Origin of the sequence: Papillibacter cinnamivorans DSM 12816 (assembly GCF_900176335.1) — a bacterium.
Classification (GTDB): domain Bacteria; phylum Bacillota; class Clostridia; order Oscillospirales; family Oscillospiraceae; genus Papillibacter; species Papillibacter cinnamivorans.
The window spans coordinates 214,386-228,813 of record NZ_FWXW01000002.1 but is presented as its reverse complement, the minus strand read 5'-3'; the positions used below and the strand labels follow the sequence as shown (position 1 = coordinate 228,813).

15 protein-coding genes are annotated in these 14,428 nt (G+C 59.0%); 9 read left to right on the top strand and 6 right to left on the bottom strand.

The window, feature by feature from the left end; all coding sequences use genetic code 11:
* Positions 1–55: 55 nt before the first annotated feature.
* Positions 56–592, bottom strand: a complete 537-nt coding sequence (locus B9A13_RS03945; protein WP_084233755.1) for a DUF2179 domain-containing protein — start codon at positions 590–592, stop codon at positions 56–58.
* Positions 593–838: 246 nt separating this feature from the next.
* Here B9A13_RS03945 and B9A13_RS03940 point away from each other — a divergent pair, with 246 nt between their 5' ends.
* Together B9A13_RS03940 and B9A13_RS03935 are read left to right on the top strand one after the other, a co-directional pair.
* Positions 839–1,084 carry a small acid-soluble spore protein Tlp gene (locus B9A13_RS03940; protein ID WP_084233754.1) on the top strand — a complete coding sequence of 82 codons (246 nt, stop codon included), beginning with the start codon at positions 839–841 and terminating at the stop codon, positions 1,082–1,084.
* A 226-nt stretch (positions 1,085–1,310) separates the two neighbouring features.
* Positions 1,311–1,934, top strand: coding sequence for a TetR/AcrR family transcriptional regulator (locus B9A13_RS03935; RefSeq protein ID WP_084233753.1), 624 nt, complete (start codon positions 1,311–1,313; stop codon positions 1,932–1,934).
* Between the two features lie 117 nt (positions 1,935–2,051).
* On the opposite strand, the gene B9A13_RS03930 is transcribed toward B9A13_RS03935, so the two are convergent.
* On the bottom strand, positions 2,052–4,238 hold the full coding sequence (locus B9A13_RS03930) for a YcdB/YcdC domain-containing protein (protein WP_084233752.1): 2,187 nt from the start codon (positions 4,236–4,238) through the stop codon (positions 2,052–2,054).
* Between the two features lie 386 nt (positions 4,239–4,624).
* Between B9A13_RS03930 and B9A13_RS03925 the strand changes: the two genes are divergently transcribed.
* Positions 4,625–5,449 carry an N-acyl homoserine lactonase family protein gene (locus tag B9A13_RS03925; protein WP_084233751.1) on the top strand — a complete coding sequence of 275 codons (825 nt, stop codon included), beginning with the start codon at positions 4,625–4,627 and terminating at the stop codon, positions 5,447–5,449.
* Positions 5,450–5,673: 224 nt separating this feature from the next.
* Positions 5,674–6,480 carry a ZIP family metal transporter gene (locus tag B9A13_RS03920; RefSeq protein WP_423241258.1) on the top strand — a complete coding sequence of 269 codons (807 nt, stop codon included), beginning with the start codon at positions 5,674–5,676 and terminating at the stop codon, positions 6,478–6,480.
* Between the two features lie 92 nt (positions 6,481–6,572).
* Here B9A13_RS03920 and B9A13_RS03915 read toward each other — a convergent pair whose 3' ends face one another.
* The 4 genes from B9A13_RS03915 to spoVAD all read right to left on the bottom strand — a co-directional run bounded on the left by B9A13_RS03915 (position 6,573) and on the right by spoVAD (position 10,948).
* Entirely contained in the window at positions 6,573–6,836 is a 264-nt protein-coding gene (locus B9A13_RS03915) for a metal-sensing transcriptional repressor (RefSeq protein ID WP_084233750.1), read from the bottom strand.
* 3 nt (positions 6,837–6,839) lie between these two features.
* On the bottom strand, positions 6,840–9,374 hold the full coding sequence (locus B9A13_RS03910; protein WP_084233749.1) for a heavy metal translocating P-type ATPase: 2,535 nt from the start codon (positions 9,372–9,374) through the stop codon (positions 6,840–6,842).
* Between the two features lie 190 nt (positions 9,375–9,564).
* On the bottom strand, positions 9,565–9,921 hold the full coding sequence (gene spoVAE, locus B9A13_RS03905; RefSeq protein ID WP_084233748.1) for a stage V sporulation protein AE: 357 nt from the start codon (positions 9,919–9,921) through the stop codon (positions 9,565–9,567).
* Between the two features lie 7 nt (positions 9,922–9,928).
* On the bottom strand, positions 9,929–10,948 hold the full coding sequence (spoVAD, locus tag B9A13_RS03900; protein ID WP_084233747.1) for a stage V sporulation protein AD: 1,020 nt from the start codon (positions 10,946–10,948) through the stop codon (positions 9,929–9,931).
* Positions 10,949–11,170: 222 nt separating this feature from the next.
* On the opposite strand from spoVAD, the gene B9A13_RS03895 reads away from it, so the two are divergent.
* The 5 genes from B9A13_RS03895 (at position 11,171) to B9A13_RS03875 (ending at position 14,405) form a co-directional block, all read left to right on the top strand.
* Positions 11,171–12,019: a DNA-3-methyladenine glycosylase family protein gene (locus B9A13_RS03895; RefSeq protein ID WP_084233746.1), complete on the top strand. Its 849-nt coding sequence runs from the start codon at positions 11,171–11,173 to the stop codon at positions 12,017–12,019.
* 46 nt (positions 12,020–12,065) lie between these two features.
* The gene (locus B9A13_RS03890) at positions 12,066–12,674 is read left to right on the top strand and encodes a hypothetical protein (protein ID WP_084233745.1); all 609 of its coding nucleotides are present in this window, start codon (positions 12,066–12,068) and stop codon (positions 12,672–12,674) included.
* Positions 12,675–12,824: 150 nt separating this feature from the next.
* On the top strand, positions 12,825–13,562 hold the full coding sequence (locus B9A13_RS03885; protein ID WP_159448017.1) for an acyl-[acyl-carrier-protein] thioesterase: 738 nt from the start codon (positions 12,825–12,827) through the stop codon (positions 13,560–13,562).
* 48 nt (positions 13,563–13,610) lie between these two features.
* On the top strand, positions 13,611–13,946 hold the full coding sequence (locus tag B9A13_RS03880) for a hypothetical protein (protein ID WP_084233743.1): 336 nt from the start codon (positions 13,611–13,613) through the stop codon (positions 13,944–13,946).
* On the top strand, positions 13,947–14,405 hold the full coding sequence (locus B9A13_RS03875; protein ID WP_084233742.1) for a HEPN domain-containing protein: 459 nt from the start codon (positions 13,947–13,949) through the stop codon (positions 14,403–14,405).
* Positions 14,406–14,428: the final 23 nt, after the last annotated feature.

The window sequence follows — 14,428 nt, the reverse complement described above, 5'->3', positions numbered from 1 at the left end:
CCAGCTTGGACAGGTTTGTCAAATGAAAAACCATGCCTGCAACCGGCGGATAAGGTTATTTTCCGATAAAGCCTCCGTGCAGGATCTTGGAGTCGTTGACGGTAATGACGGCGGTATCCAGCTCCGAGCGGATAATCTGTACTGCCTGGGGGATGCGCTTGCGCTTGATATGAAGGAGCATGAGCTCCCGGGGCCCGTCTTTTCCCTGACCCTGAAGAACGGTGACGGCAAATTTGTTTTCCCGCAATCTGGTTGCTATATCCAGGCTCTCCACGCAGTCGGGGACGATCACCTGAATGGAGCAGAGACCGAAGGCCAGCCTGTCTTCCACCCAGGAACCCACATAATTTCCGATGGCAAAGGCGGCGGCAAAAACCAAAACGCGGATCCAGTCGCTTTGAAAGCCCGCCAGCACGGTCCCCGTGACCGCGAGCCAGAGAAGAATTTCCACAAAGGCAATGGCGGCCCCCCGGACACGCTCGCCCCGGTTAATGAGGACGAGCCTGACTGTGGAGACCGAAACTTCCAGAATTTTTCCCACAAAAATGAATACGTAAAGCCAGACGCCGCCTTCCTGCAACAGCTCCGCCACACGATCCCTCCTCAGAATGAATTTTACCGTAAAAGACACGGCGGTCCCTTTGACGGCCTATAAAAACAGATCGGATATTCGGACAAAGGGGGTACACGATTTGCCTCTTTTCAGATTGATTGTAACACGGCGGGCCAAAGCCGGGCAAGACCGTCCCGCCGCGGGCCTTCGAAGGGAGAATAAACGGACATGGACCGCTTATACTATTTTGGCTGTCCAAACGAATTTTAAAGAAAGGGAAAAAATATGAAGCACAATCCGGACGACAGAAGGGACAACGCGGAACGCATTCAGAAGAATATCGGAGCCACCCTCCGGAAAATGGAGGCGGCGGACGAGCTGATGGCAAAGACCCATGACGAAAAGAAGGAGCGGGAGCTGCGGGAAAAAAACGAGCGAAGGGAAGAGGCGCTGCGGGGCATGCGCCGGGAAATCAAGGAGGAAGCCGAATACAGTAGGCGGCAGGGAAAGGATCCATCGGGGAGAGAATAGGTTTCCGGAAATACGCATGACAGCGGGGGGCGCGGTTTTGAAAGCCGCGCCCCCGGGTCAGGATATCCGAAGGCCGGCATCCGTCCACATGGAAGCGGAAACTGACGGAGGACTCCGGGTATTGACAATTTCTCCGAAGTTTACTAGTATAAAATTACATACCGCCGCATACAGGTGAAGTTTGGCCGACGCAGGAGAAAGGCTTTGCCCGAACGAGGAGAAGGGTATGAAGGAAAAAAACGCGACTCCGGGAAAAAAGAAAACGGACCGCACGCGGGACAAGCTCTTTGCCGCCGCCAAGCGGCTTTTTGCCCAAAAGGGGTACGACGGGGTGACCGTGGACGAAATCTGCCAGGCGGCTGGTCTTTCCAAAAACGTGTTCTACGCCTGTTTTTCTTCCAAACACGATCTCATTGTCGGGCAGATCCGGGAAATCGACGAGGAGCAGATGAAGATTTTCGAGGCGCTGCCGCCGGAAGCGTCCTGCGTGGAGCGCCTGCTGAAATTCGCGGAATTTCAGGCAAACTACGTCCGACAGTGCGGAATGGAGATCTTTCGGACCCTCTATCACGAGGAGCTGGCTCCCCGGGCAAAGCGGCGCTATCTCACCGACGAGACCCGGCCGCTGTACATTAAAACCCGGGAACTGGCGGAGAGAGGACAGGCGTGCGGGGAACTGCGGGAGGATGTGGATTCCCGGGAGATTGCATCTCTGCTGGTGACGGGACTGCGGGGCGTCACCCTGGACTGGATCTTCTCCGACGGAAAGGGCGATCTGGCGCAAAGCAGTGTTCGTATGGTTTCGCAGCTTATCGAGGGATTCCGAAAAAAGAGGGAAAGCGATGAATAAAGCGGCCTGACGTTTTTATTCATATACACAGGGAGCCGCCCGCGTCATATTGGCGCGGGCGGCTCCCCATATAGATTGAGGATAGAGGGGGAACTTTCTTTAAGGATTGTGTCCGCTTCAGGTGCTCATGTAGTTATAGAGGACCACGGCGGCCTCGGCCCGTGTGGCGACCTGACTGGGCAGGAATTTTCCCTCGGGCGTTCCGCTGATGATCCCGAGGCCCCGGGCGATGGCAACATATCCGGTGAGGCCGGAAGGCACCGCCGATGCGTCCGCAAACTTCACCACATAGATGTCGGGTATCTCGGCCGCCCGGCCGTATCCCGCGGCGCGGAGCACCAGCTTCACAAGCTCGGCACGGGTGACGAGGGAATCGGGGGCTTTTTCCTCTTTTGTGAGGATGCCAAGGGAATAAGCGCTGAGATAGAGAGAATCCTCCTCGGTTTCGGAAACGGGGGTGCCGTAATAATTCCCGCAGGCGGCGATCAGGAGGGTAAGCAGATCCTTCTGGGTGAGCTGCCGGTCCGGGAAGAAGGAACCGCCGGAAAATCCAATCCCGTACTGGGCAAGCTTTTCAATCTTATCCCTGGCGTAATGGGAGGAAATGTCGTCATAAGCAAGCTTTGTATCCCCGGAGGACTCGCTGCGAAGAAGCGCTCCCGACACGGCGTCCACACCCCATACGGTGTTCCGGGAATCAAAGGTGTAGGCCAGGAGAAGATGGGAATCCGCAAAGCCGTCCTCCGTATCCTCCGACACGTATACATAGGACAGGACCAGATCCTCGGCCGCCGTATACAGCCCTTTGGCGGACTCGGCAGGGATGACATTCGCCGCGGAGACAAATTCAATATCGTCGGTCCAGGAAACGCTGAAGGCGGAAATATTTCCGGTTACGGCGTCCACGGTCACATAGAGGGAATTCTGGGGGAAGGGGATGCCGTTTACCGTATGCTGATATACAAAGGTGCAGGTTTCGCTGCCTTCCGCGTCCTCGGAAGAGGCCAGAGAGGTTACCGCGAGACGGTCCTTCTCGTATTTTGCAAGGAAATTCCGGGCGACGGTTTCGGCCTGGGACCGGGTATAGAGAAGCTCGGGGTTCTTATCGTCGGAACCGCGGTAGGAGGAGAAGGAGATAAGAGCGGCGGTCTTGGCGTCCAGAGTGACGTATTTATAGCTGCTGACCGAACCGGAGGAAACCTTATCCGAGGCCGGAACGGCTACTCCGGAGGAGACAGAGGCAGAGGCAGAGGCGGTCCCGCCGGAATAGAAGGAAAGGTAGGCCGTGACGCTGCCGGCGGAGTCCCCCGTACCGGCGTAATAATTTACAGACCGGAGAGAAAAGTCCGAGGTGATGCCAAACTCGGAGATGTTCCGGGCGGCCGCTTCCAGGGTATCCCGGGAAAGGACGTCCTTCAGGCCGGCGGCAGTGTCCAGTTCCACCTGGGTAAGGCCGGACGCGCTGTCATAGGCAACGCTGGGGCTCTTTGCATTTTCATAACCCATGTATGCGAGATAGGTATTCAGGGAAACCAGCTTTCCGGTGACGGCGTCCACGGCGTAAGAGCCGTCCGACACGGGGGTGTACTGGAGATACGCCGTCTTATCGTCGCCGTCTCTGAGGGCGTAGGACAGATACATGTTTACCGTGGAAAACAAAACGGGAGAAGCCGCTGAAACAGAGATCGCCTGCCCGGGGACCGACAGAGAGGAGTAGTCTTCGCCGCTGTCGCTGCGATAGAAGGAGACGACCTGCATGTCGCCGGTATCCACGGAGAGATTGACGCTGATGGGGGTGTCCGTGCCATTGAGCTTCAGAGTACCGTAAAAGGAACAGCTGCCCGAGGAATAATACCGCAGCACGGAGTCGGTATAGCTTTCAAGGTCCACGGACTCGATTCCGGTGTCCAGAACTTTGGCCAGGAAGGCCTCGGCCGCATCTTTCGCCCGGGCGGTGCCTGCGGAATCCGGGAATTTGGCGATGTTCCCGTCGTCGCCGGAATAGATGTCCGTGTTCCGGTAGAGGGAATAGTAAAGGATTTTACCCTCTTCCGTCGCCCGGACCTGGAGGCTCTCGTCATCCTTGCTCCAGTACAGGCTCCACTGGGCGGCGGGGTCGCTCTCCGTCAGGTTCCCGGTGAATTCCGTATAGTCGTCTCCTATATCCAGGGTTTCCTTCACTTTCAGGGTCACAGCCTTCAGCCGCGCGTCCAGATCCGCCCCGGCGGCCAGAGCAGGCAGCGCGAGGGAGGAGAGAAGAGCAAGGGCCAGCAGTCCGGCCGCGAGTTTTTTCGTTATTTTCATACCAATCCCCTTTCTTCCGTCTTGGCAGGTTTTTTCTTGATCTTACCATGTTTGACGGGGCAAGGCCAATAATGTTCCGAAACGGGTTCGGATTTCGGGAAAAATTTCCTGTAGCCCCGGCGGACAAATTTAAAAATGTACGGTTTGGTTAACATGCAAGGAAAAGTGTACAAACCCGCAACCCGCTGGGAATGGGGTCTTTTGGCCACAGACGGGTGCAAACCATACGTCAAGTGAAAATCCGGCGGAAAGGAGAAAAACCGGAAAGCGCTGGGAGACAAGCAAAGATGCCGGAATGTCATTCTGGCACGGTTTTTGCATAGACGAAAGTAATAAGATCCGTATGGGCAGCGAAACACAAAGACTGCAAGGAAAGAGGGACAACTGTGAACAACTGGAAGATCAAATCACTGTACTACGGCAAGATCACCGTGCCCAAGGGGAACCTCTCCTGCGGACTGGATCCCGAGCTCCTTCTGGATTTTCCCTATATGGGGTATCTTCTGCAGGACGGCAAGCAAAACATTCTGGTGGACACGGGGATCCATGAGGACAACATCGTGGACGGCAAGGCATGGGCCGGATGCCCTGCGGAGGGAGGAAGCCGGTATGTCCTTGAATCCCTTGAAAAGGAAGGGCTTAAGCCCAAGGACATCGACACCGTGATCTACACCCACCTGCACAACGACCACGCGGGGTGCGCCCTTCTGTTCCCGGACGCCTTCACCATCTTTCAGAAGGACGAATATGCCAATCTGCTGGATCCGCTGCCGACGCAGAAGATCCGCTCGGATTTCGACAAACGGACGCCCGGGGATATCAAAAAGCTGAAAAACATCTGCATGATCGAAGGAGACGTGAAACTCGCCAACGGGCTGGAGCTGTATAAACTGCCGGGGCACACCTCGGGGAGCATCGGCATCGTGGTCCCCACGTCGGAAGGACGGTACGTACTTACAGGGGATATTCCCCACCTGGGGATCTCCCTGTTTCCCAAGATGGATAAAATGCAGCTGCTGGACGGGGGCTGGGCGGACATCACGCCGGCGCCGGACAACATGATGCCGTTCCTGTTCAACAGCGTCATATACGACCACTACGCGGCCTACGCCAGCTTCAACAAGCTGATGCTGCTGGCGGAGGATTTCAAGCCCCAGTGGTACCTCACGGGCCACGATATGTGGATCATCCTCAAGCACAGCTTCGGCTGAGGCGACGCAGTATTTTTGCCCTGCGCGCCTGAGGAAACAAAATGGTTAGAAGGGCCGTCGGGATATACGGCAGACATCGCGGGAGCGGGGAGGCGCCGGAAACGGCGGCCTCTCCGTTTCCGCTTTTCGGAGATTTCAGGAAATAGGCGGGGAATCAGGATTTACAGTTGCAGGCCGGGGCCTGTTCGGGTACAATAATAACACGATTTTGCTATTCGGAGGAGGTGGGGAGACTGAACGATTTCAGTCCGCTGCTGCTGGCGCTGGAAGGAACCGGGATCACGTTTCTGGCCACGGTCCTGGGCGCTTCGGCCGTATTCTTTTTTAAAAAGGAAGTAAGCCCCCAATGGGAACGGGGCTTTCTGGGATTTGCCGCCGGCGTGATGATCGCGGCTTCGGTCTGGTCCCTTCTGATCCCCGCCATCGAAATGGCGGAGGAGCAGGGGAGCATCGGATGGGTCCCCGCGGCGGGAGGCTTCGTGACGGGCGGGCTTTTCCTGCTGCTTTTAGACAGGCTCATCCCCCATCTGCATCCGGGAAGCAGGAACCCTGAGGGGCCTAAAAGCCCTTTGGGACGATCCACACTCCTGGTGCTTGCGGTGACGCTGCACAACATCCCCGAGGGAATGGCGGTGGGGCTCTCTTTCGGGCTCGCGGCGCAGGCGGGCTCGGGAGTCACCCTGGCGGCCGCTTTCGCCCTGGCTACGGGCATCGCGCTGCAGAATATTCCTGAGGGCGCGGCCGTTGCCCTTCCCATGAAGCGGGAGGGCCTGTCCAACGGGAAGGCGTTCCTTTTCGGCGCGGCCTCCGGCCTGGTGGAGCCCATGGGAGGCGTTGCAGCCGTACTGGTGGCCGGGACGGTGCAGCCGCTGATGCCCTGGTTTCTCTCCTTTGCCGCGGGAGCCATGATCTATGTGGTGGTGGAGGAACTGATCCCGGAGGCCCATCTGGGAGAGCATTCCCATGTGGGGACGGGGGGCGTCATGCTGGGCTTCCTGGTGATGATGATTCTGGACGTGGCCCTGGGATAAAAGAAAGCGCACAATTTTACGGCGTCCGAAACCCAGGGGGTTCAGACGCCGTAAAGGAATTGACCATTACAGTGAAAATACAAATCATTATCCTACCGGGCGAGCTTGTCCACCAAAGAGACAAGCTCGTCCACCTTTTGCTCTGCGTCTCCGGAGGCGAAGGCCTCCCTGACGCAGCCCTTCATGTGGGCGCGAAGGATCTCCCGGTTCACCCGTGAGAGGATGGCCTGGGTGGCCATCAGCTGATCGGAGATGTCCAGGCAATACCGGTCCTCCTCCACCATGCGGAGAATCCCGTCGATCTGCCCGCGGGCGGTCTTCAGCAGGCGGGAAACCTGCGATCTGTCCGCGCGCACGGGTCACACCTTCTTGACGGAGACAACCTCGTACCCTGCGTCCGTGACGGCGCGGGAGAGGGTCTCGTCGCTTATCTCGGCGGCGGACTCCACTACGGCGGTTTTCGAGGCGAGATCCACCGAGGCGCTGACCCCGGGGAGGGCGGAGAGGGCCTTTTCCACCCGGGCGGAGCAATGGGAGCAGCTCATGCCCTCGATCTTCAGTTCTTTTTTCATAATGACTTCTCCTTTCAGCGGCTGGATTCCGGTTTTTTCCGGGACCGTATCGTTTTTGGGCAGGGAGGGTTTAAAACGCCGGAGACGCAGGGCGTTGGTGACTACGAAGAGGGAGCTGAGGCTCATGGCAGCGGCGCCGAACATGGGATTTAAGCGCAGACCCAGCAGGGGGTAAAAGACGCCGGCCGCCAGGGGTATGCCGAGAACGTTGTAGAAAAAGGCCCAGAAGAGGTTCTGCCGGATGTTCCGGATGACCGCGCGGCTGAGCTGTACGGCGGAAACCGCGTCCACAAGGTCACTTTTCATGAGAACGATGTCCGCGGATTCCACAGCCACGTCGGTCCCTGCGCCGATGGCGATGCCCACGTCGGCTCGTACCAGGGCCGGAGCGTCGTTGATGCCGTCCCCGATCATAGCCACCTTCCGGCCCTTTGCCTGAAGGGCCGCGACCTCCTTTTCCTTGTCGGCGGGGAGGACCTCTGCGGAGACAGAATCGATGCCCAGCTGCCGCCCGATGGCGGCGGCGGTGCGGGCATTGTCCCCGGTGAGCATGACCACGTCGATCCCCAGGGCCCGGAAAGCTTCCACCGCTTTGCGACTGGTGGTCTTCACCACGTCCGCCACCGCTACGAGGCCCAGAATCCGATCCCGACAGGCAAGGTACAAGGGCGTCTTCCCCTCGTCGGAAAAGGACCGGGCGGCGTCTTCCAGGGGCGCCGGATCCAGGCCGCGCTCCCGGAGGAACCTGGCGCTTCCGGCAAAAAGCTCCATGCCGTCCACCGTGCCTTCCACGCCCAGCCCGGTGACGGCGCGGAAATCGGAGACGGGGCAGAGGGGAATGTTCCATTTTTCGGCTTCCTCCACCAGGGCGGAGGCAAAGGGGTGCTCGGAGGACTTTTCCAGAGAGGCGAAGAGACACAGAAGTTCTTCCCGGGAGGTCCCCGGGGCGGGAGAGACGTCGGTCACCCGGGGGGTGCCTTCCGTGACGGTGCCGGTTTTGTCCAGCACCACGGTGTCCACCAGATGGGCCGTCTCCAGGGCTTCGCCGGATTTAATCAAAATTCCGTTTTCCGCGCCCTTGCCGGTTCCCACCATGATGGCCACGGGGGTAGCCAGCCCCAGGGCGCAGGGGCAGGAGATGACCAGTACGCCCACTCCCACGGAAAGGGCGAATTCCACGCTCTGGCCCAGGAGGAGCCAAACGACCGCCGCCAGAACGGCAATGACGATGACCACGGGGACAAAGACGCCGCTCACCCGGTCGGCCAGGCGCGCGATGGGGGCCTTGGAGGCACTTGCCTCCTCCACCAGGCGGATGATCTGGGCCAGGGCGGTGTCGTTTCCCACGCGGGTCGCCCGGAAACGGAAGGAGCCGGAACGGTTGATGGCTGCGGCCACCACCGTGTCCCCGGGGGCCTTATCCACGGGGAGGCTCTCCCCCGTGATGGCGGACTCATCCACCGCGGAGGAGCCCTCCAGGATGATTCCGTCCACGGGGATGCTGCCCCCCGGCTTGACTATCACCACATCTCCCACCGCCACCTGCTCCACGGGCACCTCGGTTTCGGCCCCATCCTTACTAATCAAAGCGGTTTTGGGGGCAAGGGCCACGAGCTTTGCTATGGAATCGGTGGTGCGGCGTTTGGAGCGGGTCTCCAGGAATTTTCCCAGGGTGATGAGGGTGAGAATCATGCCGGCGGACTCGAAGTAGAGCTCCATGGAGTATCGCTCCACCAGTCCCGTATCTCCGTGCCCCATTCCCCAAGCGATGAAAAAGATGGCCGCGACGCCGTAAATCACCGAGGCGGCGGAACCCACCGCGATGAGGGTATCCATGGTGGGAGCTCCGTGAAAGAGTGCGCGGAAGCCCGTCTTATAATATTTGTCGTTTACATAGACAATGGGAAGGCAGAGAAACAGCTGGGCCAGGGCCAGAACCAGAGCGTTTTCCCCGCTATGAAAGACTGCGGGCAGGGGAAAGGAGAGCATATGGCCCATGGACAGGTAAAATAGGGGGATCAGAAAAACGGCGGAGACAATCAGCCGGTGCTTCATTCCGGAAAGTTCGTCCCCAGCGGACGAGGCGGGAACCGCTGCCTTTTCCGACCCGGAGCGGACGGGAGCGGCGCCGTAGCCTGCGTTAGTCACCGCGCCGGCAATCTGCTCTTCGGACAGAGCGTCCGGCCGGTAGGACACCTCCATGCTTCCGGTGAGCAGATTCACGGAGACGGAATCCACTCCGGGCAGCTTATGAACGGCGTTTTCCACATGGGCGGAGCAGGCGGAACAGGTCATGCCCGTGACATCGAATTTTTCCTTCAACTCCAACGCCTCCTTTCTATTACCCCACCCCCGTGGGGTATCTTATTGGTATTATATATTCTCCGGCTGCGGGTGTCAAGAGGCGGCAGAAAGGAAAGAGAGGAAAATACGGGCCCGTAAGATGAAAACGTTTGAAATGCAGCCTGGTTTTATAAAAATGGAAAGAACCGGTTCGTGTCTTTCGGAAAGGTCAGTTCTTGTCTCCCGGTTTGAAGACCAGGGCCACGAGATATCCAAAAAATACGGCGGCGGAAATCCCGGCGGCAGCGGCTTTGACACCACCGGACAAAGCGCCCAGAAAGCCCTTCTCCGCCACCGCCTCGCCGACCCCCTTGGCGAGATTGTAGCCGAAGCCGGTGAGTGGCACGGTGGCTCCGGCACCACCCCATTCCACCAATGGCTGATACAGTCCCACAGCGCCCAGCACCACGCCGGCCACCACATAGGAGACCAGAATCCGGGCCGGCGACAGCTTGGTTTTATCGATGAGGATCTGACCGACGGCGCATAAAAGACCGCCGCAGAGAAAGGCGTTAAGATACTCCAAGTGGTTTTCAGTCCTTCCCGTTGGATATGCAGACCAGATGGCAGACGGAGGGAATGCTCTCCCCCTGCTGGGTGGAGACGGGGGAGAGGAGAGCGCCGGTGCCGGCAAAGAGGATTTTCCCGTAGCGGCCTTCCCGGAGACCGGAGAGCAGGTGTCCGGCAAGGACCACCGCGGAGCAACCGCAGCCGGAGGCTCCCATGTGCATATCCTGTTTTTCGATGTCGTAGATCAAAACGCCGCAGTCGGTATAATTCGCGGAGACGTCCAGCCCGTCTTTTGCGAAAAAGTCCGTAACGATTTCCTTTCCTAAAAGGCCCAGGTCGCCGGTGACGATAAGGTCATACTGGCGAGGAGTGGTGTTTGTATCGGTAAAAAAAGAAACCAAAGTTTCGTAAGCCGCGGGAGCCATGGCAGCGCCCATGTTGGCGGCATCCTTTATGCCCTTGTCCACGATTTTTCCGGCGGTGGCGTGGGTGATATAGGGTCCGGGTCCGTCCCGGGTCAGAATGCAGGCCCCGGAGCCGGTGACCGTCCACTGGGCGGTGGGGGTGCGCTGGCCTCCGTATTCCAGAGGGGTGCGGTACTGGCGCTCGGCGGAACAGAAATGGGACGAGGTGAGGGCCGCCGCCCAGGAGGCAAAGCCGCCGTCCACGGCCATGGCGGCCAGGGAAAGGCTCTCGGCCATGGTGGAGCAGGCGCCGTACAGCCCGTAAAAGGGTACGCCGAATTCCCGGAGCCCGAAGGAGGTCCCGATGCACTGGTTCAGCAGATCCCCGGCGAAAATGTATTCCAGGGAAGAGGCCGGAATGCCCGCTTTGTCCAGAGCCCGGTTCAGGGCGTCCTTCTGCATCCGGGACTCCGCCTTTTCCCAGGATGTCTCCCCAAAGGTGGGGTCCTGGCTGATGTAGTCGAAGGTGGCGGCAAGAGGTCCGTCCCCCTCTTTTCTGCCCACCACGCAGGCCTCTCCGGCAATGGAAGGGGGGCTGGAAAAGCGCACGGTGCGTTTTCCCACGCGTTTTGAATCCAAATAAATACCTCCTTGGGGCGGGGCTCTTGCACATGCTGCAGAACGCGGCGGCGCGGAAGAACCGTATCCGTCCGCCGCTTCCGTTAGTGTAAACGAAAATTTTCAAAATATGAGTCCGATTTCAAAGGTTGCGCCAGATAAGCGGAAAGGGTATAATAGTACAATTAACAGAAACCGGACGGCGTCACTCTGAAGGTGCGATTCGGGACCGGGGAGGATCAGATGCGCGTTACCGAAGCAGACGGCCGGGTGGAAATCACGGGTGTTTCCGACTTTGACCCGGAAAAAATATTTGAATGCGGGCAGTGTTTCCGCTGGAGGCGGCAGGCCGACGGCAGCTTTTTGGGAGTGGCCATGGAAAAGGCGGCCCGGGTCCGGCGGGAAGGGGACAAGATCCTGTTCAGCGGCGGACGGGCGGAGTTTGAGGCCGTGTGGTTTCCGTATTTCGACCTTGAGCGGGATTACGGCAGCGTACGGTGGGAAATTTCCCAAGACCCCAGGATGCACGCGGCGGCGGAATACGGCGCGGGAATCCGCATTCTCCGCCAGGAGCCATGGGAGGCGCTGTGTTCCTTCCTCTTTTCCCAGTGCAACCACATCCCCCGGATCCGGCAAATTGTGGAGACTCTTTGCAGCACTTACGGAGAGCCGATTGAATTTGAGAACCGTATAGTCTATACATTTCCAAAAGCTGAACGGGTCGCGGAGCTTTCGCTTGGCGATCTGGAGGTGCTGCGCAGCGGATACCGGGCGCCTTATATCCTGTCTGCCGCCCGGGCCGTAACCGATGGCAGCCTCAATTTTGAGGCCCTGGCCGGAGTATCCACGGAGGAGGCCCGCCGGGCGCTGGCAAGCCTGCCGGGAGTGGGGCGTAAGGTGGCCGACTGCGTGCTCCTCTTCGGTATGGGACGGACGGATGCCTTTCCGGTGGACGTCTGGGTCAGGCGGGCGATGGAGCGCCAAGGAGATCGGTTCGACCCCTCCGCCTTCGGGGAAAACGCAGGGATCGCCCAGCAGTACATATTTTTTTACGAGAGGTCCGGGGGCGCCGGGAAGGAATGCGCGGGATGACCGCCGCAGCCCGGCCGTCCATCCGGAAGGATAAACGGAGGAGATCATGGAAGACGCGAAGACCATCGTCTATCTCTGCCCGGTGTGCAGGCAGCCGGTGACGGAATCCCGCACCGCGTTCGCGCTGCAGGCGGGGCCTCAGAGTATTGCCTGTTCCTGCAAGGACTCGAGCCTTTCCATCGTCGAGGAGGCGGCCGGAAAGTTTTTGCTGCGGGTGCCCTGCGCCTTCTGCGGCGGGGAGCACAGGGCCGAGATCCCGGCGGGGAGCCTTCTCGGCAAAAAAACGCTGGTGCTCTCCTGCCCGAAGACCGGCGCGGAGTGCTGCTACCTGACGGAGGAGACCGCCGCAAAGGCCGCAGCGCAGCGGCTCCGGCAGGCGGGAGAAATGCTGGACGAGTCCGCAGAAGGGACCTTCCTGAACGAAACCGTCATGCACGAGGTCCTCTCGGAGCTGCGGGAGATCGCCGCCCGGAACAAAATTTCCTGCACCTGCGGTTCCCGCAAGTGGGGAATGCGCGTTTTATACGGCTCGGTGGAGCTTACCTGCGGGGAATGCGGCGCGAAGCTCCGCATTCCCGCCGCGACGGACGAGGATCTGGACAGCCTGTGCTGTCTGGACCGCATCACCATCCGGGGAGCCGCCGGCAAATCATAAAGGCAGGGGATTTACGCTGCAATCCCGTTGAAAGAGGGATAACAACATAAACAATTCATTTATGGCCATGGGCGCTTTAGCCCCCATACGGCCACAATAACAAACTTCATGCTGCATGAAGTTTGTTATTACACCAAAGGAGAACATACTATGGGAAGTATTTACGAATCGGTCTACACGGTGGCGTCCGGGGAGACCGACCTGTTCGACCTGTGCCGGCCTTCGGCACTGCTGCGCTTTTTTCAGGAGGCCGCGGGGGAGCACTCCGTCGCCCTGGGCATATCCCGGGAGGAACTCATCGAAAGACACAACGCCATCTGGATGCTGGTGCGCATCCGCTATGAGCTCATCCGGCCCATCCGGGGAGGAGAGACGCTGAAAATCCGGACCTGGCACAGAAGGGCCGGGGGAGCCAGCATGTACCGGGATTTTTCCATTGAGGCGGAGGGAGAGACCGTGGGGGAGGCGGTGAGCCTTTGGGTGGTGGCCGATGCCGTTACCCATTCGCTGCTGCGGATCGGCTCGGTACTGCCCGCAACGGAACAGACGGCGGTTACAGACGGGAAGCAGACGGCCCTTCCGCGGCTGAGAATGCCGGGAGAACTGGCGGCCGCCGGGGTCCGGACCATGGTATACAGCGACGCGGATATCAACGGCCACGTAAACAACGCGAGATACGCCGATATCCTGTGCGACACGATCGCTTTGGATCAGCAGGAGGGCGTGTACCCCAAGAGCATGCAGATCGGCTATCTGGCAGAGTGCAGGCCCGGGGAGAAGATCGGACTGGACATGGCGAGCCTGGTAAACCAATGGTTTGTTAAAGGCGCAGATGCGGAAGGCAAAGCGCGGTTCGAGGGCAGCTTAACGCTGGATAAGATGGCTTAGAAGGGATCAAAATGATACGTTTAGCGGGACGCTGAAAGGAGAAAGGCGATGAACGAACTCGTGCGGATCCGGGATGAAATCATTGCTATCAGCCACCCGGAAAAGATCATCCTGTACGGGGAAAAAAAGGTGGTTTCCTCCGGAAAAACGGGGGAGGCCAAATTCTGCCTGGTGCTGGACACCGCGGATAAGCAGGCCGTCGAAAAAAAGCTGTACCTGAAAATCGACAGCGAGGTCTCCTTCGACATCATTGTTTATACGCCCGACGAATGGGAGTGCCTCCTGGAAGATCCCCAGAGCTATGCCTCGCGGATCCTGGAAAGGGGAACCATCCTCTACGACGCTTCGGAGGCCCGGCCTTCCGAAGCGGGGAAGGAGGACTAGATGTCGTATCGGAATTCCGGAGGACGCAGCGACAGCAAGCGCTATTACGCATGGCTGGACAGAGCCCAGTCAGACCTGCATTCCGCCCGAATCCTCATGGCTTACGACGGGGACTGGAGGAACGCGGCCTTTCACTGCCAGCAGGCCATCGAAAAGGCGCTGAAGGGGTATCTCCTGTTTACCACCGGCAGGCATTTCGACGGGCATAACCTGACCTATCTGTGCAGGCAGGCGGCCAGGCAGGACGAGGGCTTTACGGAGTATATGGACGAGAGCGCGGCTCTGAACCGGTTTTATATCGAGACCCGGTATCCCACCGACGTTCCCACTCCTTTTAATCCGGTCCGACTGAAGCAGGTTTACACGATGGCCGAGGACATGTTCACCTCCATCAGCAGGAAAATATTCGAGGAGGGAAATCCGATTTCGGAGGTTGACACGGTGGGCGCCGCAGAGTAAAATAGATAAAATATTCAAAGACA